Source organism: Pantoea anthophila (assembly GCF_026104315.1).
GTDB lineage: Bacteria > Pseudomonadota > Gammaproteobacteria > Enterobacterales > Enterobacteriaceae > Pantoea > Pantoea anthophila.
Genome location: NZ_CP110473.1, coordinates 3,093,229 through 3,110,471 on the forward strand (window position 1 = coordinate 3,093,229; position 17,243 = coordinate 3,110,471).

The 17,243-nt window shown below is 60.2% G+C and carries 19 protein-coding genes and 1 tRNA gene; 7 read left to right on the forward strand and 13 right to left on the reverse strand.

The annotated features are described in order from the left end of the window. Positions 1-2 precede the first annotated feature (2 nt). The 7 genes from hpxK to hpxU form a co-directional block, all read right to left on the reverse strand. Positions 3-1,256: an allantoate amidohydrolase gene (gene hpxK, locus OJ965_RS17035; protein ID WP_265137186.1), complete on the reverse strand. Its 1,254-nt coding sequence runs from the start codon at positions 1,254-1,256 to the stop codon at positions 3-5. Then, positions 1,253-2,488: a pyridoxal-phosphate-dependent aminotransferase family protein gene (locus OJ965_RS17040; protein WP_009091916.1), complete on the reverse strand. Its 1,236-nt coding sequence runs from the start codon at positions 2,486-2,488 to the stop codon at positions 1,253-1,255. The genes hpxK and OJ965_RS17040 overlap by 4 nt, the downstream gene beginning before the upstream one ends. 21 nt (positions 2,489-2,509) lie before the next feature. Next, positions 2,510-3,241: an amino acid ABC transporter ATP-binding protein gene (locus OJ965_RS17045; protein ID WP_009091918.1), complete on the reverse strand. Its 732-nt coding sequence runs from the start codon at positions 3,239-3,241 to the stop codon at positions 2,510-2,512. Then, positions 3,222-3,878, reverse strand: coding sequence for an amino acid ABC transporter permease (locus OJ965_RS17050; RefSeq protein WP_009091919.1), 657 nt, complete (start codon positions 3,876-3,878; stop codon positions 3,222-3,224). Before OJ965_RS17050 ends, OJ965_RS17045 begins: the two co-directional genes overlap by 20 nt. Then, on the reverse strand, positions 3,878-4,546 hold the full coding sequence (locus tag OJ965_RS17055; protein WP_009091920.1) for an amino acid ABC transporter permease: 669 nt from the start codon (positions 4,544-4,546) through the stop codon (positions 3,878-3,880). The genes OJ965_RS17050 and OJ965_RS17055 overlap by 1 nt, the downstream gene beginning before the upstream one ends. Positions 4,547-4,556: 10 nt before the next feature. Then, positions 4,557-5,342: a transporter substrate-binding domain-containing protein gene (locus OJ965_RS17060; protein WP_265137187.1), complete on the reverse strand. Its 786-nt coding sequence runs from the start codon at positions 5,340-5,342 to the stop codon at positions 4,557-4,559. Between the two features lie 192 nt (positions 5,343-5,534). Then, positions 5,535-6,374, reverse strand: coding sequence for a MurR/RpiR family transcriptional regulator HpxU (gene hpxU / locus OJ965_RS17065; RefSeq protein ID WP_046101295.1), 840 nt, complete (start codon positions 6,372-6,374; stop codon positions 5,535-5,537). Between the two features lie 138 nt (positions 6,375-6,512). Between hpxU and OJ965_RS17070 the strand changes: the two genes are divergently transcribed. From OJ965_RS17070 to hpxZ, 4 genes are read left to right on the forward strand one after another with little or no spacing between them, the layout of a single operon-like run. Then, positions 6,513-8,099 carry a gamma-glutamyltransferase family protein gene (locus OJ965_RS17070; RefSeq protein ID WP_265137188.1) on the forward strand — a complete coding sequence of 529 codons (1,587 nt, stop codon included), beginning with the start codon at positions 6,513-6,515 and terminating at the stop codon, positions 8,097-8,099. Between the two features lie 13 nt (positions 8,100-8,112). Further along, a complete protein-coding gene (gene hpxX, locus OJ965_RS17075; protein ID WP_009091925.1) occupies positions 8,113-8,295 on the forward strand; it encodes an oxalurate catabolism protein HpxX in 183 nt (60 codons plus the stop codon). After that, positions 8,292-9,689, forward strand: a complete 1,398-nt coding sequence (locus tag OJ965_RS17080) for an AtzE family amidohydrolase (RefSeq protein WP_265137189.1) — start codon at positions 8,292-8,294, stop codon at positions 9,687-9,689. Before hpxX ends, OJ965_RS17080 begins: the two co-directional genes overlap by 4 nt. Continuing rightward, entirely contained in the window at positions 9,689-10,069 is a 381-nt protein-coding gene (gene hpxZ, locus OJ965_RS17085) for an oxalurate catabolism protein HpxZ (RefSeq protein WP_265137190.1), read from the forward strand. The genes OJ965_RS17080 and hpxZ overlap by 1 nt, the downstream gene beginning before the upstream one ends. Positions 10,070-10,120: 51 nt before the next feature. On the opposite strand, the gene puuE is transcribed toward hpxZ, so the two are convergent. From puuE to OJ965_RS17100, 3 genes are read right to left on the reverse strand one after another with little or no spacing between them, the layout of a single operon-like run. Continuing rightward, a complete protein-coding gene (puuE, locus tag OJ965_RS17090; RefSeq protein ID WP_009091930.1) occupies positions 10,121-11,074 on the reverse strand; it encodes an allantoinase PuuE in 954 nt (317 codons plus the stop codon). Between the two features lie 34 nt (positions 11,075-11,108). Further along, positions 11,109-11,840 (reverse strand): allantoin racemase, encoded by a 732-nt coding sequence (gene hpxA, locus OJ965_RS17095; protein WP_009091932.1) that lies wholly within the window; start codon positions 11,838-11,840, stop codon positions 11,109-11,111. Continuing rightward, positions 11,837-12,559, reverse strand: a complete 723-nt coding sequence (locus OJ965_RS17100) for a GntR family transcriptional regulator (protein ID WP_265137191.1) — start codon at positions 12,557-12,559, stop codon at positions 11,837-11,839. Before OJ965_RS17100 ends, hpxA begins: the two co-directional genes overlap by 4 nt. A gap of 144 nt (positions 12,560-12,703) precedes the next feature. Here OJ965_RS17100 and OJ965_RS17105 point away from each other — a divergent pair, with 144 nt between their 5' ends. Next, positions 12,704-14,197, forward strand: coding sequence for an NCS1 family nucleobase:cation symporter-1 (locus tag OJ965_RS17105; protein WP_265137192.1), 1,494 nt, complete (start codon positions 12,704-12,706; stop codon positions 14,195-14,197). A 64-nt stretch (positions 14,198-14,261) separates the two neighbouring features. Here the strand turns inward: OJ965_RS17105 and OJ965_RS17110 are convergent. Further along, positions 14,262-14,338 (reverse strand) — tRNA-Asp (locus tag OJ965_RS17110). Positions 14,339-14,472: 134 nt separating this feature from the next. Further along, positions 14,473-15,204, reverse strand: coding sequence for a DNA polymerase III subunit epsilon (gene dnaQ, locus OJ965_RS17115; protein ID WP_009091938.1), 732 nt, complete (start codon positions 15,202-15,204; stop codon positions 14,473-14,475). Between the two features lie 51 nt (positions 15,205-15,255). On the opposite strand from dnaQ, the gene rnhA reads away from it, so the two are divergent. Further along, positions 15,256-15,723: a ribonuclease HI gene (gene rnhA, locus OJ965_RS17120; RefSeq protein ID WP_009091940.1), complete on the forward strand. Its 468-nt coding sequence runs from the start codon at positions 15,256-15,258 to the stop codon at positions 15,721-15,723. Here rnhA and OJ965_RS17125 read toward each other — a convergent pair. Beyond that, on the reverse strand, positions 15,705-16,442 hold the full coding sequence (locus tag OJ965_RS17125; protein ID WP_046101290.1) for a class I SAM-dependent methyltransferase: 738 nt from the start codon (positions 16,440-16,442) through the stop codon (positions 15,705-15,707). The genes rnhA and OJ965_RS17125 overlap by 19 nt on opposite strands. 43 nt (positions 16,443-16,485) lie before the next feature. Here OJ965_RS17125 and gloB point away from each other — a divergent pair, with 43 nt between their 5' ends. Next, positions 16,486-17,241 (forward strand): hydroxyacylglutathione hydrolase, encoded by a 756-nt coding sequence (gene gloB, locus OJ965_RS17130; RefSeq protein WP_265139286.1) that lies wholly within the window; start codon positions 16,486-16,488, stop codon positions 17,239-17,241. The last annotated feature ends 2 nt before the right edge of the window (positions 17,242-17,243 follow it).

Here is a 17,243-nt window from a genome sequence, read left to right on the forward strand (position 1 = left end):
TTTCAGCTCCGTCCGGCGATCAGCGTGACCGCCTGCAGATAGGCCTGCAGCGCCGGTGCCACATCCTGCACCGCGACAGACTCGGCCGGATGATGGCTGATGCCGCGATGGTTTCGCACAAACAGCATACCGACCGGCCAGCGTTCAGCAATGGCGATGGCGTCATGTCCGGCTCCGCTTGGCAGCGACAGGCTGCGCCCCTGCACCGTTTCGACCGCATGGCTCAGCGCCTGCTGCAGCGCCGAGTCACAGGCGGTGGCCCCGATGCGATAAAATTCGTTCGACGTAAACTGCACTCCACGCCGCAGCGCAATCGCTTCGGCCTGGGTTAACAGCGTGAAGAGCAGGGTCTCCAGCGGATGATCGAGCGGACCGCGCACATCCAGCGACAGCGACACCTCGCCAGGGATGACATTCACCGCCCCCGGAGCACAGCTGAGGGTGCCGACGGTGGCGACCAGCTGCGGATCCTGCTCACGGGTGGTCTGCTCAATAAACACCATCCACTCGGCGGCTGCGGCCAGCGCATCTTTGCGGTGGGTCATCGGCACCGTGCCGGCATGGCCCGCTTCACCGGTAAAACGGCAGTGAAGACGACGTGCCCCATTGATCGCCGTGACCACGCCCAGCGCCAGATCCTCCTGCTCCAGGCAGGGGCCCTGCTCAATGTGCAGTTCAAGATAGCCGACGATATCCTCTATCCGTCGGGCCGCCGCGCCGATTTGCGCACTGTCGAGCCCGACATCCGCCATCGCCTGCGCCACGGTAATGCCGTTGCCATCGGGATGGGTCACCCAGCTTTGCGGCCAGCTGCCGGTAATACCGCGGCTGCCAAGCAGCGTGATGCCAAAGCGGGTTCCCTCTTCATCACCGAAACCGATCACCTCTATCGCCAGCGGCAGACGGCACTGGTGCTCATGAAGCCACTGTACGGTTTCGATGGCGCTGAGCACGCCCAGCATTCCGTCGTAGCGACCGGCGTTACGTACCGTGTCGAGATGCGAACCGAGCAGCAGCGCGGGCGCCCCTGCTTCAGCTGCCTCGTAGCGGCCACAGATATTGCCGACTTCATCCTGCCAGACCGTCATCCCCGCCGCCTGCATCCACACCCCTACGCAGGCGTTGGCGCGCAGATGTTCCGGCGACAGATAGACGCGGGTCAGGCCCTCCGTCGTTTCGCTAATCGCTGCCAGCGCATCACAGCGCGCCATGACGCGCTGTGCAGCAGCGAGGGCTTCGCTGGCGCTCATCATCATGCCTGGCTCCCGTAGTGATCCCAGGCGGCCTGAGCTCCCGCGCCCTGCGGCGTGCGATACCCCAGGTGAGTCAGCACCGTTTCCAGCGCGGCCAGCGTCTGCAGCACGCAATCTTTACGCGCGTTGTAGCCCATGGTGCCGATGCGCCAGACCTTGCCATGCAGTGGGCCAAACGAGGTGCCGATCTCAATGCCGAAATCCTCCAGCATCAGCTTGCGCACCTGGTCGCCGTTTACGCCTGACGGGATCATCACGCCCAGCACGTTGTTCATTTTGTTTTTCAGGTCGCCGAAGGTTTCCAGCCCCATTCCCTGAATCCCCTTCAGCATCGCTTCACCATGCAGTTTGTGACGGGCGATGCCGTTGTCCAGCCCCTCCTGCAGGATCAGGCGGGCACATTCGCGCGCGCCAAACAGCGCGCTGGTCGCTTCGGTATGGTGATTGAGTCGCTCCGGCCCCCAGTAATCCATGATCATGCCGAGATCGAAATAGTTGGAGTAGATCATCTCCTCCTCGCCATCCTGATGCGCCTCGGTGCGGATCCCCTGCTCCACGCATTTACGTTTGCGGATCACCGCGGCCATCTCTGCGCTCAGGGTGATCGGCGAGGTGCCGGAAGGCCCGCCCAGACATTTCTGCATCCCCGCCGAGACGGCATCCAGTCCCCAGGCATCCGTTTCCAGCGCGTTACCCGCCAGCGACGCGGTAGCATCGGTGTAGAACAGCACGCCATACTGCTTACAGATGGCACCCAGCTGCGCCAGCGGCTGCAGCATGGTGGTGGAGGTGTCGCCCTGCACCGTGAGCAGCAGGCGTGGCCGCACTTTTTTAATCGCCTCTTCAATCTGATCGGGGGTAAAGACCTCGCCCCACGGCACTTCGATGGTGTGGACGTCTGCCCGGCAGCGGCGGGCGATCTCGCACAGCAGATGGCCGAAGCGGCCAAACACCGGCACCAGCACCTTATCACCAGGCCGGATAGCGGAGAGCAGAATCGCTTCGATACCGGCGCGGGAGGTGCCATCAACCAGCAGCGTCCAGCGGTTTTCGGTGCGAAATACGCCGCGATAGAGCGCCATCACTTCGTTCATGTAGTGGGTCATCGCGGGGTCGTACTGCCCCAGCAGCTGACTCGACATGGCGCGCAGCACGCGCGGATCGGCGTTGATCGGGCCGGGTCCCATCAGCAGACGCTGTGGCGGATTGATTTGCGGGTAATGATTGATATCCATGCGGGTTTCCTTTTTTAAGACTCAGAGACGCACTGAAGAGATAAACTGCTTCAGCTCCGGCGATTGCGGCTGCGCAAACAGCGTTTTACTGTCGCCCTGCTCCCAGACGCGCCCCTGATGCATAAAGACCACTCGATCGCCCACGTCGCGGGCGAAATTCATTTCATGCGTGACGAGGATCAGCGTCATGCCTTCCGCTGCCAGCTGCTCCAGCACTTTCAGGACTTCGCCCACCAGTTCGGGATCCAGCGCAGAGGTGATCTCATCACAGAGTAAAACTTTGGGCGTCATCGCCAGCGCACGGGCGATCGCCACGCGCTGCTGCTGGCCGCCCGAGAGGCTGGCAGGGTAATAGTTAAGGCGCTCGCCCAGCCCCACCTTCTCCAGCATCTGCGTCGCCAGCGCCCGGCATTCAGCGTCGCTTTTCTTCAGCACGCGGCGCGGTGCCAGCATGACGTTTTCCAGCGCCGTCATGTGCGGGAAGAGGTTGAAGTTCTGAAACACCATGCCAATCGAGCGGCTGATTTCACGCGCCTGCGAGTCACGACTGGTGATGGTCATGCCGCCGAGCTTGATGCTGCCCTCCTGATAGCCCTCCAGCCCGTTCATACAGCGCAGCAGCGTGCTTTTGCCCGATCCGCTGCGACCGATGATCGAGATCACCTCTCCCATGTCGATATCCAGATCCACGCCTTTCAACACATGGTTGTCGCCGTAATATTTTTGCACCTGATTAATGGTGATGAGCGGCATTGAATTTTTTCTCCAGATACTGGCTGTAGCGAGACAGCGGATAACACATCAGGAAGTAGCCCAGCGCCACCAGCCCGAAAACTTTAAACGGCTGGTAGGTCACGTTGTTCAGAATCGTGCCCGCCTTGGTCAGCTCGATAAACCCGATAATCGACGCCAGCGCGGTGCCCTTGATAACCTGTACGGCAAAACCTACCGTCGGGGCGATGCCGATGCGGATCGCCTGCGGTGCAACCACCCGCCACAGCGTCTGACCAAAGGTCAGGCCGAGGCAGCGTGACGCTTCCCACTGCCCTTTCGGCAGGGCGCGGATGCTGCCGTACCAGATATCCACCAGAAAGGCGCTGGTGTAGAAGGTCAGCGCCAGCGAGGCGGCCGTCCAGGGTGCCACATCAATGCCAAATAAGCCGACGCCAAAAAAGGCCAGAAACAGCTGCATCAGCAGCGGGGTTCCCTGAAACAGCGCGGTGTAACCCCGTATCGCACGCGTCAGCCATTTGCGCTGCAGCAGACGCAGCAGCAGCAGAGGCAGCGTCACCAGGGTTCCGCCGACAAAGGCTACCAGCGACAGTAACAGGGTCCAGCGCGCCGCCAGCAGCAGGTTGCGCACGATGTCCCAGTCGGTAAAGGTCGTCATCATGAGGGCTGCACTCCAAACCATTTACGGCCTATCGCCAGCAGCAGATGGCGCATCGCAATCGACAACGCCAGGTAGATCAGCGTGGTCACCAGATAAACCTCAAAGCTCAGAAACGTACGCGACTGGATCAGGTTGGCGGCGAAGGTCAGCTCCTCGTAGGAGACCTGCGACACCACCGACGACCCCAGCATCACGATAATGCACTGGCTCACCAGCGCCGGATAAATCCGCTGCAGCGCAGGAGGTAACACCACCCGCAGAAAGGTCTGGCTGCGGGTCAATCCCAGCACCCGCCCCGCTTCCCACTGCCCTTTCGGGGTCACCTGGATGCCGGCACGGATGATTTCGGTGCTGTAAGCGCCCAGGTTGATCAGCATCGCCAGTAGCGCCGCCTCACCGGCGGTGAGTTTCAGCCCCAGATTCGGCAGACCGAAAACGATAAAGAACAGCTGCACCACAAATGGCGTATTACGGATCAGCTCGACATAGAGGCCCCAGAGGCGGCTCAGCCAGCCCGGTTTACCGCTGCGCAGCGCCGCGCCTGCGATGCCAATCGCCACCCCACCGGTGGTCGCCAGCAGCGTCAGCTGAATGGTGACCCAGAGGCCGGAAAGCAGCTCCGGCCAGTAGGGCCACAACGCGGGAAAGTTAAGTTGCCCGGTCATGAATCTGTCCTCATGCGCCCAGGCTGGCGGGCAGTGGCGCTTTCAGCCACTCTTCGGACAGCTTGTTCAGGGTGCCATCTTTAATCCCCTGCTCAATCAGCGCATTCACCTTCGCCTTCAGCGCAGGCTCATCTTTCTTCAGACCGATAAAGCAGGGCGAATCTTTCAGCATAAACTGAGCGACCGGCGCTTTTTCCGGATTCTGGCGGGCAATGGCGGCGACCACCAGGTTGCCGGTGGCGACATACTGCACCTGGCCGGAGAGATACGCCGATAAGGTGGTGTTGTTATCTTCGTAACGTTTCACCTGCGCATCTTTCGGTACCACTTCGCTCAGCACCATATCTTCCACCGCGCCGCGGGTAACGCCAATCGACTTGCCGCTCAGCGCGCTGGCCGCTTTGATCTCGTCACCTTTCGGTCCGAAGACGCCCAGGAAGAACGGCGCATAGGCGCGGGTAAAGTCGATCACTTTTTCACGCTCCGCATTTTTACCCATGCTGGAGATCACCAGATCGACCTTGTCGGTTTGCAGATAAGGCACCCGGTTGGCGCTGCTGACCGGCACCAGCTGCAACTTAAGTTTCATCTGCTTCGCCAGGTATTTCGCCATGTCGATGTCATACCCCTGCGGCTGCAGATCGGTACCCACCGAGCCAAACGGCGGGAAATCCTGCGGAACGGCCACGCGGATCACACCGCGCTTCTGAATGTCCTGCAGTTGATCGGCCAGTGCGCTTCCCGCCTGTGCCATCAGTAATGCCGCTGTTGCAACCGCCATTAAAACTTTTTTCATTATGCACCCCGGTGAAATGTGATGAAACAAAAGATTCTTTAACAGGCAATTTGCAACTAATGTGCCAACAAGGGCAGCGGCTGAAAAAGGGTTAAGCGGCAAAGAGTTCACTGAAAAAGGGGCGTAACCGGGGAGGATTACGCCGCGGGCGGGCGTGTGCTGAAATGGGGCAAAGCACCAAAATGGTGCCTGTTAACGGTGCTCCAGCTCGTCGAACTGCTGGTAGAGATCGGCGATCTGATGAATACGCTGCCGCCCCTGCGCCAGCATTTCATGCAGCAGCGCATTGGCAATCAGGTTAATCAGACTCATGGCCGAGCCGTAGCTGTCGAAGGCGGAAACGCTGTCGAGCGGCGTGCAGAGCTGCCAGCGTGCCAGCGCAGTGACCGTCTGCGCCTGCGGCTCACACAGCGCCAGCAGCGGTATTCCGGCCGCCTGAAGCTGCTGCATCAGCGGACGGATGATGCGGGGGCGGCGGCGAAACGCCATCACCACCACCATATCCTCCGGGGTGATATCCACCAGCTCCTCTGCCAGCGTCTGGCCTGGCTGCGGCAGGATAAAGACCTGCGAGCGCGCCTGCACCAGCTGCTGTCGCAGATGCAGCGCCACCGGATAGGCGTTGCGCATGCCGATGATAAAGACGCGCTTCGCCTGCGCCAGCTGCTGGATCACATCGTTAAACTGACGGGCATCCAGGCTGTTGACCCACTGTGTCAGGTTCGCCATCTCCTGCTTGTAGTGGCGCGCCAGCAGCGTGTTGCCCTGCACTGCATCCCGGTTATCGGTCAGCGGCATGCCGCTCTGACGCAGGATGCGCAGCTCATCGCGCATATCCTTGTATTTCTCATATCCCAGACGCTTAAACAGCCTGCTGACCGTGGCTTTCGACACGCCGCTGAGCCGCGCCAGCTCGGCGCTGTTGTAGCTGATCAGATCATCGAAGTGGTCAAACACGAAGTCGGCAATGCGCTGCTCCTGCGGCGAGAGCTGGGGATAGTGACTCCGGAGTCGTTCATCAAGCTGTTTCATATCGCACCCTGTAACTTTTGTTTCAGCAGAAGCTAGCACAATTTACGCCAGGTTAACCGGCACAATGTCAGCTCAGGCTAAAAACTGGAACAGCTCTTGCTTTGCTATCGGTTCTGTTACCCGAAGAACGAGAAAAAGATGATTCAGAGTAATATGGCGCCGATGGGCATGGCGGTGACGCCGCACCATCTGGCGAGTGAGAGCGCGCTGGCGGTGCTGCGTGACGGCGGCAACGCCATCGAAGCGATGGTGGCGGCAGCCGCGACTATCGCCGTGGTCTACCCGCACATGAATGGGCTGGGCGGGGATGGGTTCTGGCTGATCCTGCCACCCGGCGGCGATCCCGTCGCTATCGACGCCAGCGGTGCCGCCGGTTCGCTGGCGCATCCGGATTTCTATGCCGGTCACCCCAGAATCCCTCATCGCGGGCCGAAAGCGGCGCTGACCGTCGCCGGTACGGTCAGCGGCTGGCAGGAGGCGCTGACCCTCGCCGCTGAATCCGGCAGCCCGCTGCTGCCGCTGGCGCGTCTGCTGCGCGATGCGATTCGCTACGCCGCGGACGGTATTCCGGTCACCGCCTCTCAGACCGCCGCCACGACGAACTTCCGCAGTGAGTTACAGCATCAGCCCGGCTTCAGCGCCACCTTTATGCCTGATGGCGAGGTGCCGCAGCCTGGCAGCCGTTTTACCCAGCCTGCGCTGGCACAGACACTGAGCCAGCTTACCGAACAGGGGCTGGACAGCTTCTACAGCGGCCCGCTGGCGCACCATATGGCTGATGAAATGGCCACGCTTGGCATGCCGGTCACCCTGGCCGATCTGCAGCAGCATCGCGCCCGTCGTACCACGCCCCTGCACCTCGCTCACAGCGAAGGCGACATCTGGAATATCGCCCCGCCGACCCAGGGCCTCGTCTCGCTGGCGATCCTTGGCATTACCGATCGCCTGGAGATGGCCGGGGCTGACGAGGCGCAGACGGTGCACCGCATCGTGGAAGCCACCAAAAAAGCCTTTGCGCTGCGCGACCGGCACATTACCGATCCGCGTCACGTCACCGAAGATGTGCAGGCGCTGCTGGCTGACGACGCCCTCGCCACCCTCGCCAGCCAGATCAAAGATGGCGAGGCGGCAAACTGGGGCAGCGGCCGCGGGCCGGGCGATACGGTCTGGATGGGTGTGATGGACAGCAGCGGGCTTGCCGTCTCCTTTATTCAGAGCATCTATCACGAGTTTGGCAGCGGGGTCGTCCTGCCCGGCACCGGCATCACCTGGCAGAACCGGGGAGCCGCGTTCAGCCTCGATCCTGACCATCTGCTGGCGCTGGCACCCGGCAAACAGCCCTTCCATACCCTGAACCCCGCCGCCGCACGGCTGAAAGATGGCCGGACGCTGGTTTATGGCGCGATGGGCGGAGATGGTCAGCCGCAGACCCAGGCAGCGATCTTTACCCGCCATGTGATTCAGGGGTTGCCGCTGCAGCAGGCGGTCAGTGCACCGCGCTGGCTGCTGGGGCGTACCTGGGGCCAGTCATCAGACTCGCTGAAGCTGGAAGGCCGTATTGCCGACGCAACCGTCGCACAGCTGCGCCAGTGGGGGCACGAGGTAGAACGCCTGCCGGACTTCAGCGAATCCGTGGGTCATGCGGGTGCCATTGTGCGTCACTGCAACGGCATGTTTGAAGGCGCGAGCGATCCGCGCAGTAACGGCAGCGCCGCCGGTTTTTAAACAGGAGTGAATCATGAATGAACATGAGTGGGCCAGCTACATCGGCCATATGGAGCAGATCCTGCAACTGACGCTGGACGATCCCCGCCGCGCCGAGCTGCTAATCCAGCTGTCGCGTATCGCGGAGATGGCCGCACCACTGATGGCGTTTCCGCTTGATGACCGGCTGGAAGTGGCGGGAGTGTATCAGGCATGAAAACAGGTGACGTTTCGATTCAGACGCTGCAGCAGGCAATCCGCCAGGGTGAGATCAGCGCTCGCGAGGTGGCCGAACAGACGCTGCAGGCGATTGAGCAGCACAACCCGGCGCTGAATGCCTGGACGGAAATCACCGGGCCACGCATGTTGAAAGAAGCCAGCGCGGTTGATGCGCAGCGGCAGCGCGGTGAGCCCCTGCCCCCGCTGGCGGGCATTCCCTATGCGGTGAAGAACCTGTTTGATGTGGCGGGTCACAGCACGCTGGCAGGCGCCAGGCTGTTCAGCGACCGCCCCGCGGCGCAGGCGGATGCCTTCGCCATCGGCAAACTGCGCCACGCTGGCGCGCTGCTGTCAGGCATGCTGAACATGGATGCCTACGCCTATGGTTTCACCACCGAGAACAGCCATTACGGCCCGACCCGTAACCCACGCGATTTAAGCCGCGTCGCGGGCGGCTCGTCCGGGGGGTCGGCCGCCGCCGTGGCCGCCGGACTGGTTCACTTTTCGCTGGGCACCGATACCAACGGCTCAATCCGGGTGCCCGCGTCGCTGTGCGGCATTTTTGGCCTGAAACCCACTTTTGGCCGGCTGTCACGCAGCGGCAGCCACCCCTTTGTTGCCAGCCTCGATCATATCGGTCCGCTGGCCCGGCGGGTGGAAGACCTGGCGCTGGTTTATGACCTGCTGCAGGGCGCAGACCCCGCAGATGCGTTTCAGGCCGTCCGGCCGCCAGAGGCCACGTTGCCCGGCCTGTCGCAGGGCAGTGAAGGGCTGCGATGTGGCGTGCTGGGCGGTTTTTTTGCCCGCTGGTGCGATGAGGACGCCCGCGCGGCGGTGGCTACAGTCGCAGCCGCGCTGGAGGCGCAGGAGGAGGTGGTGATGCCGGAGGCGGAGCTGGCGCGTTCGGCAGCCTTTATCATGACCGCCGCCGAGGGGGGGAATCACTATCTGCCTGCCCTGCGTCAGAAGCCTGAGGTGTTTGAACCTAACTCACGCGAGCGTCTGCTGGCCGGCGCGATGATGCCCGGCGCCTGGTATGTGCAGGCCCAGCGCTTTCGTCGTCATTTCCAGCAGCAGGTGCTGCCGCTGTTTGATCGCTTCGATGTGCTGATCGCCCCGGCAACCCCCTGCAGCGCGATCACCATCGGTCAGCAGACGCTGTCAATTCAGGGTGAATCGCTGCCCGCCAAAGCGAGCATGGGCATGCTGACGCAGCCCATCTCCTTCCTGGGACTGCCGGTCTGTACCGTTCCGCTGGCGACCCGAAGCGGCCTGCCGATTGGGTTACAGCTTATCGCCCGCCCGTTTAATGAAGCGGCGGCATTACGTGCCGCCTGGACACTGGAACAACGCGGCATCACCCTGCCGCAAATCACGATGGCAGGAGCCTGATGAACAGAGAGATTAATTTACCGCAGGTGGTCAGCGAGGTGACGGCGCAGTTCTGGCGTTACGAAAAGGCGCTGGTGAGCAATGACGTGGCTGAACTGGATGCGCTTTTCTGGCACGACCCGCGCACCGTGCGACTCGGGGCCGGTGAAAACCTGTATGGCATCGATGAGATTCGCGCCTTCCGGGCTGCACGCCCCGCTGCGGGCCTCGACCGGACGCTGCGGAATACGGTGATCACCACCTTTGGCGAGGATTATGCGGTCTGCAGCACCGAATTTACCCGTGCCGGCAGTGATAAAACCGGCCGTCAGCAGCAGACCTGGATTCGCATGCCGCACGGCTGGTGCATTGTGGCAGCCCAGGTCAGTCTGATGAGCTGATTATCGCCGGTGCGTCGCCTGACCCGAGGGAGGCGACGCACCGGAACCGGCTTAGGGTGCCGGGTGTGTCGCGATCCAGTGATCGGCGATCTGCTGGCGGGTACAGATCCAGACGTCGTCATGCTGCTGAATGTGGTCGAGGAAATTCTGCAGCGCACGGAATTTGCCCGGACGCCCCAGCAGGCGACAGTGCATCCCGATCGACATCATCTTCGGCGCGGTCTCGCCCTCTTCATATAGCACATCGAAGCTGTCACGCAGGTAGGTGAAGAACTGCTCGGCGGTGTTAAATCCCTGCGGCGAGGCAAAGCGCATGTCATTGCACTCCAGGGTGTAGGGAATAATCAGGTGCGGCTTAACCGTGCCATCCTGACAGGTCACCTGCGTCCAGAACGGCAGGTCGTCGCCATAGTAGTCGCTGTCGTAGCTGAAGCCGCCCTGCTCCACCACCAGCCGGCGCGTGTTCGGGCTGTCACGTCCGGTATACCAGCCGGTTGGGGCTTTCCCAAACAGATCGGTCAGCACATCCACCGCCTGCTGCATATGCTGACGTTCGGTTTTCGCATCCACGCCCTGATAGTGGAGCCAGCGCCAGCCGTGACTGACCACATCGTAGTCCGCCTGTTTAATCGCTTCGACAACCTCCGGGTGACGCGCCAGCGCCATTGCCACGCCAAACACGGTCAGCGGCAGACCGCGCTTCTGAAATTCATTGTGGATGCGCCAGAAACCGGCGCGCGAGCCGTACTCATAGAGTGACTCCATCGACATATGACGGTCGGCATAGCTGGCGGCACCGATGATGTCGGAGAGGAACTGCTCGGAGCCGGCGTCACCGTGCAGCACGCTGTTCTCCGCCCCCTCTTCGTAATTCAGGACAAACTGCACCGCCACCCGGGCGTTGTTGGGCCAGGCGGCGTGCGGCGGATGAGCACCATAACCGATCAAATCGCGCGGATAGTTTTTGTTAAAGCTGTACTCTTTCTTCTCTGCAGCGTCAGTCATTACTCGCTTCCTGTCTTCTGTCTGGAAAGTTCCGTTAGTTTAGATGCTGAAACGCACCTGAGAGAGGTTTCTGCAAAGGCCAGGCCAGATCGCCATGTTTGCTGGTGCCAAAGCCAAGCGCCACCAGCGACTCCACCATTTTTACGGCCGCGCCGACGCCATCAATCACCGGCAGACCCAGCTCCTGCGTCAGGGAGGCGGCCAGCGTCGCCATGCCGCCACAGCCGAGCACAATCGCGCCGCTGCCATCTTCCCGTTTGGCCTGGAGGCAACGCTCACGCACTTTTTCCTGCGCCAGTCCGCTGCCATCCTCCAGCGCCAGCACCGGCAGATCGATGGCATGCAGCGCGGCACAGTGATGAGTAAAGCCATACTGCTGCAGAAGATGACGGGCAATCACCAGCGTGCGCGGCAGCGTGGTGACAATCGAAAAGCGCGTCGCCAGCAGGGTGGCGGTGTGCATCGCCGCTTCTGCGATACCGATGACCGGCCCGCTGGCCAGCTCGCGCGCCGCCAGTAACCCCGGGTCACCAAAACAGGCAATCACATGTCCGCTGACGCCCTGTTCCCGACCCAGCCTGACCTGCTCCAGCACCCCGATGGCCGCGATCGCCTCATCAAAATGCCCTTCAATGGAAGGCACGCCCTGCGAGGGTGAAACGGCCAGAATGTCGGTGCCGGGTGCGGCAACCGCACGGGCAGCCTGAGCGATGGTTTCGGTCATCGCCAGGCTGGTATTGGGGTTAATGACCTGAATCAGGCTCATGAGGCCGCTCCTTTGCCCGTGGCAAACAGTCGTGAAAAGTCGGGCAGCGTTTCACCGCTGCGCTCAAAGTGCAGGCTGGAAACAATATGCTCAAAATGGTGCTGCAGCGCCTCAGTCAGTGGCTGCAGCGCACGTGCCCGTAACAGGGTCAGCAGATGCGTGTGGTCGTCACAGCGGCAGCCGCGCTGCCACGGCGCGCCATAGGCGGCAATCACCAGCGACGAGCGCTGCGTCAGGCTGGTCACCATGCCGGTGAGCACCTGATTGCCGGAAATCGCCTGCAGCTGGATATGAAAGGCTGCCGAAAGCCGGATGGCTGCCGGGCCATCATGCGCGGCGTGGGCCTTATTCTCCTGTGCGATAAGCTGTTCCAGCGCCACCAGATGCGGGGGCTGCAGATGGGCCAGCACGGCGTGCAGATTGGCGCACTCCATTAAACTGCGGGTGGCGAAGATCTCCCGCGCCTCTTCAACGCCAGGAGTGGCGACCTGCGCACCACGTTTGGGCGTCAGGGTGACCATTTGCACCGCCGCAAGGCGCTGCAGTACTTTGCGAATGCCGGTGCGGCTTACTCCAAACACGCCGGAGAGCGCCTCTTCCGGCAGTTTACTGCCCGGCGGCAGCTGATGCTCCACAATGGCGGTCATCAGCGCCTGGTAGATCCCTTCATCTTTATCCTGCGTTCTGGCGGCGTCTCGCTGGCCTGTTTTACTTGTCATTACCTGCTCCGGAAGCTCTCTGTACGCCACATATCGTATACGTGAACAGCAAATATTGTATACAGGAAAAGAAATCTGGCCTGAATCCTGCAATACCCCTTTACCAGATTATTCATTTCACTCTCGGGTAGAGGAGCAGGTTTCATGCCAAATCATTCCACGGTGGCCAGCACGGCCTCTGACGCTAACGCCAGTTACAGCCCACGTCTCTGTAACGACGATCTGGCGCCCACCCGCGACCAGAACTGGTCGTGGTACAACATTTTTTCGTTCTGGATGTCAGATGTCCACAGCATGGGCGGCTATGTGGTGGCGGCCAGCTTCTTCACGCTGGGATTAGCCAGCTGGCAGGTGCTGCTCTGCCTGCTGGCCGGGATCTGCATCGTGCAGATCTGTGCCAATCTGGTGGCAAAACCGAGCCAGATGGCAGGCGTTCCCTATGCGGTGATCTGCCGTCAGGCGTTTGGCGTGTTTGGCGCGAATATTCCGGCGGTCATCCGCGGGCTGATCGCGTTTGCCTGGTATGGCATCCAGACCTATCTGGCGGCGAACGCGCTGATGCTGGTTCTGCTGAAGTTCGCCCCGTCACTGAACTCAATGACCGAGCCACACTGGCTTGGCCTGTCGCTGCTGGGCTGGTGCTGCTTTGGCGTGATGTGGCTGCTGCAGGCGATGGTCTTCTGGCATGGCATGAGCGCCATTAAACGGTTTATCGATGTAGCGGGTCCGGCTGTCTATGTAGTGATGGTGGCGCTGGCGGGATGGATTGTATACAAGACCGGCTTTGATGGGATCTCTTTTACCCTCGCCAGTAAATCACTTACCCCGGGCGAGCAGACGTGGCAGATGATTACCGCAACGGCGCTGGTCGTCTCCTACTTCTCCGGGCCACTGCTGAATTTCGGTGACTTCTCCCGCTACGGCAAAAGCATGTCAGAGATCCGTCGTGGCAACCGCTGGGGCCTGCCGTTTAACTTCCTGCTCTTTTCCGTGGTGACAGTGGTCATCGTGTCGGGCACTCAGTCGCTGTTTGGTAAAATGATCACCGATCCGATCGAGACCGTGAGCATGGTCGGCAACGACCTGGCGGTGGCGATTGGGCTGCTGACAATGATTACCGCCACTATCGGCATCAACATTGTGGCCAACTTCGTTTCCCCCGCCTTCGACTTCTCTAACTGTTCACCGCAGAAAATCAGCTTCCGCACCGGCGGGATGATCGCCGCGGTAGGCTCGGTGCTGTTAACGCCGTGGAACCTGTTCCAGTCGCCTGAACTGATTCACTACACCCTGGATGTCCTGGGCTCCTTTATCGGTCCGCTGTTCGGCATTCTGCTGGCCGATTTCTACCTGATCAAACGCGGACGTATCTCGGTCGACGACCTGTTTAACGCCACGCCAGCGGGCCGGTACTGGTATCGCGGCGGGTTTAACCCTAAAGCGATTGCCGCGCTGCTTCCGTCGGTGGCCATCTGCCTGGTGATCAGCTTTATCCCTTCCCTGCATCAGGTGGCGAACTTCAGCTGGTTTATCGGCGCCGGTCTGGCGGCAGGCTGCTACCGCTTTATCGCCCGTGAAGAGCGGGAAGCGGCAGACAGTGCGCGCTGGCAGGGTGAGGTCGTGGCGCAGAAAGAGTAACCCGCCAAGGAATCGCAGACAGCAAAAAGCCGATTCATTTCTGAATCGGCTTTTTTAAAGAGATTGGCGGAACGGACGGGGCTCGAACCCGCGACCCCCTGCGTGACAGGCAGGTATTCTAACCAACTGAACTACCGCTCCGCGCTTTGTTCCCCGTCGAGAACGAGGCGCATAGTAATGGCAGGCCGTTGCGGCGTCAACGCTTTTTCCTGACGACGCGATCGTTTGCCGTTTTTTTCAGCTCGCCGTTGATTTTATCCACAAATTTCCATCATTCAGCCGCGCCACAGGCAGCTGCCGCCCTTTTTCATGACCAGATCCAGACGTGACTCATGGGCAACGATCTCCTCGTCGCTGGCCGTCACCACGCGCAGTGCCGAGGCGGGACGTACGATGCGCTGAATGCTCTCGCCCTGCGCCTGACGGGCGCTTTCACTTTCGGATAAAAACGACAGTGAGGTCTGCCCGCCGGTCATGGTCAGGAACACGTCCGCCAGGATCTCGGCATCGAGCAGTGCGCCGTGCAGCGTTCGCTTGCTGTTATCTATCTCATAACGCGAGCAGAGCGCATCCAGGCTGTTACGCTTGCCGGGAAACATGCGCCGCGCCAGCGCCAGGCTGTCGGTCACTTTGCAGAAGGTTTCGGTTTTCTCAATGCCGCGATTCAGCTTTGAGAACTCGTAATCCATAAAGCCGATATCGAACGGCGCGTTATGGATCACCAGCTCGGCGCCGCGGATATAGTCGAGAAACTCATCCGCAATCTCGCTGAACATCGGTTTGTCGGCAAGGAACTCATCTGCAATCCCGTGAACGCCGAAGGCTTCCGGATCGACCAGCCGATCGGGCTTCAGGTACATATGGAAATTGTTACCGGTCAGGCGACGGTTAATCACCTCGACCGCACCAATCTCAATGATGCGGTGCCCCTCATAATGGACCCCGATCATGTTCATGCCGGTGGTTTCAGTATCGAGTACGATCTGGCGGTTATTTGCAGTGCTCATAAGACCCGTTTTATGTCAGACTTGACGTTTTTGAGAGGAAGTCTACCAGAGATGCGCAAACAGGTAGAAATATTCACCGATGGATCCTGTCTTGGAAATCCCGGTCCCGGCGGTTACGGGGCGATTTTACGTTATGGCCAGCATGAGAAAACCTTCAGCGCGGGCTATCGCCTCACCACCAATAACCGGATGGAACTGATGGCGGCCATTATTTCGCTTGAAGCGCTGACGCAGCCCTGCGATGTGGTGCTCAGTACCGACAGCCAGTATGTGCGTCAGGGAATTACCAGCTGGATCCATAACTGGAAAAAACGCGGCTGGAAAACCGCGGATAAAAAACCGGTGAAGAACGTCGACCTCTGGCAGCGTCTCGACCAGGCCCTCAGCACCCACAAGATTCAGTGGGAGTGGGTCAAAGGCCACGCGGGACATCCCGAGAATGAGCGCTGCGACGTGCTGGCCCGCAGCGCGGCGGAAAATCCCGCCTTTGAAGATATCGGTTACAAGAGCGAGTCCTGATCGTCTGCCTGCCGGAACTGGCGGGTAGCATTGACGGTCTGGCGGATCTGGCTGGGGCTCATGCTCTTCTTCGCCCGTGTCGGCAGCAGCGGGAAGGTGCGTTTACGTGCCACGACAATATTCAGGCACCCCAGCGCCGGTAAGTGGGCGCTGATCAGTTTTCCCCCCTGCCGATGCCACGGCACCACCTGAAACCGGGTGCGGTAAACCACCTCATAGTTCAGCAGGCTCAGCCAGTCGAGCAGACGCATCTGGCTGAACATCCGTCCGCTCCAGGGCGCCTTACGGCCTAACCCCGGAATCATTTTCGTGACCCCGAGCAGGCTGAAGGGATTGAAGCCGCTGATAATCATCCAGCCGTCGTCAATGAGTACCCTGTCCACTTCCCGCAACACCCGATGCGGGTCCTGGCTCCAGGCCAGCGTATGCGCCAGCAGACAGGCATCAATCGACTTCGACTCAAAGGGAAGCTGCAGGGGGTCAGCCAGCACCTGTAACAGCTCGCCCTCGCTGCCCACGTTGACCTGATGTGAAATAGCACAGTGTTCGGTGTTGATTTCTGCGCTGAGGTTGCCAAGCTTAAGCATATGAAAGCCATAAAGCTTTCCGAGGTAAGGCTGAAGCTGCTGGGTCAGCGCGTCGCGGAAATAGTCTCCCCACGGCATATCGCGCCACGATAGCGGAGCGTTCAGAATCTGGCGTGTTTTCGCGGGCTTCATGCTTTACGCTCTTCCTTATTCCTACGACCTGCTAGAGGTGATGATGAATCTTACCAGTATTCCTGCGTTGCAGGACAACTACATATGGACGCTGAATAATGATGAAGGTCAGTGTCTGATTGTCGATCCCGGTGAAGCTCAGCCGGTATTAGAAAAAATGGCCTCTAACGGCTGGCAGCCGGTGGCGATTCTGTTAACTCATCACCACAACGACCATACGGGTGGGGTGAAAACGCTGTGTGAGCATTTCCCGGCGCTCGAAGTTTACGGCCCGCAGGAAACGGTCGCCAAAGGGGCCAGAACGGTGGTCAGCGAGGGCGATCAGGTGACGGTGCTCGGCCTGACGTTCGAGGTGATTCATACCCCTGGTCACACTTTAGGACATATCTCATATTACAGCTCGCCTTATCTTTTCTGTGGCGACACACTCTTTTCGGGTGGCTGCGGACGTCTTTTCGAAGGCACCGCAGAGCAGATGTATGAATCCTTTCAAAAGCTTAATCAGCTTCCGGATGACACGCTGGTCTGCTGCGCGCATGAATATACTTTATCTAACCTGAAGTTTGCTGCGGCTATTCTGCCCCATGACCCGCAAATAATGGCCGAATATCAGAAAATTAAGGACTTACGCGCCGAAAATGGCATTAGTCTGCCCACAAAACTGGGGCACGAACGGTCAATAAATTTATTTCTCCGCACGCAAGATATTGATTTGCAAAGGGCGTTAAACGTTAACGTGAATGATGAACCGGTATGGCACACATTTGCCGTTCTACGCGAGAAGAAAGACGCTTTTTGATT

Coding starts and splice junctions, on each gene's coding strand:
- OJ965_RS17055 (WP_009091920.1), bottom strand. CDS start 4,546: ATGACCGGGCAACTTAACTTTCCCGCGTTGTGGCCCTACTGGCCGGAG.
- OJ965_RS17050 (WP_009091919.1), bottom strand. CDS start 3,878: ATGACGACCTTTACCGACTGGGACATCGTGCGCAACCTGCTGCTGGCG.
- puuE (WP_009091930.1), bottom strand. CDS start 11,074: ATGACTGACGCTGCAGAGAAGAAAGAGTACAGCTTTAACAAAAACTAT.
- gloB (WP_265139286.1), top strand. CDS start 16,486: ATGAATCTTACCAGTATTCCTGCGTTGCAGGACAACTACATATGGACG.
- OJ965_RS17100 (WP_265137191.1), bottom strand. CDS start 12,559: ATGACAAGTAAAACAGGCCAGCGAGACGCCGCCAGAACGCAGGATAAA.
- OJ965_RS17040 (WP_009091916.1), bottom strand. CDS start 2,488: ATGGATATCAATCATTACCCGCAAATCAATCCGCCACAGCGTCTGCTG.
- OJ965_RS17070 (WP_265137188.1), top strand. CDS start 6,513: ATGATTCAGAGTAATATGGCGCCGATGGGCATGGCGGTGACGCCGCAC.
- dnaQ (WP_009091938.1), bottom strand. CDS start 15,204: ATGAGCACTGCAAATAACCGCCAGATCGTACTCGATACTGAAACCACC.
- OJ965_RS17045 (WP_009091918.1), bottom strand. CDS start 3,241: ATGCCGCTCATCACCATTAATCAGGTGCAAAAATATTACGGCGACAAC.
- hpxU (WP_046101295.1), bottom strand. CDS start 6,374: ATGAAACAGCTTGATGAACGACTCCGGAGTCACTATCCCCAGCTCTCG.
- rnhA (WP_009091940.1), top strand. CDS start 15,256: ATGCGCAAACAGGTAGAAATATTCACCGATGGATCCTGTCTTGGAAAT.
- OJ965_RS17125 (WP_046101290.1), bottom strand. CDS start 16,442: ATGAAGCCCGCGAAAACACGCCAGATTCTGAACGCTCCGCTATCGTGG.
- hpxK (WP_265137186.1), bottom strand. CDS start 1,256: ATGATGATGAGCGCCAGCGAAGCCCTCGCTGCTGCACAGCGCGTCATG.
- hpxZ (WP_265137190.1), top strand. CDS start 9,689: ATGAACAGAGAGATTAATTTACCGCAGGTGGTCAGCGAGGTGACGGCG.
- OJ965_RS17105 (WP_265137192.1), top strand. CDS start 12,704: ATGCCAAATCATTCCACGGTGGCCAGCACGGCCTCTGACGCTAACGCC.
- OJ965_RS17080 (WP_265137189.1), top strand. CDS start 8,292: ATGAAAACAGGTGACGTTTCGATTCAGACGCTGCAGCAGGCAATCCGC.
- OJ965_RS17060 (WP_265137187.1), bottom strand. CDS start 5,342: ATGAAAAAAGTTTTAATGGCGGTTGCAACAGCGGCATTACTGATGGCA.
- hpxX (WP_009091925.1), top strand. CDS start 8,113: ATGAATGAACATGAGTGGGCCAGCTACATCGGCCATATGGAGCAGATC.
- hpxA (WP_009091932.1), bottom strand. CDS start 11,840: ATGAGCCTGATTCAGGTCATTAACCCCAATACCAGCCTGGCGATGACC.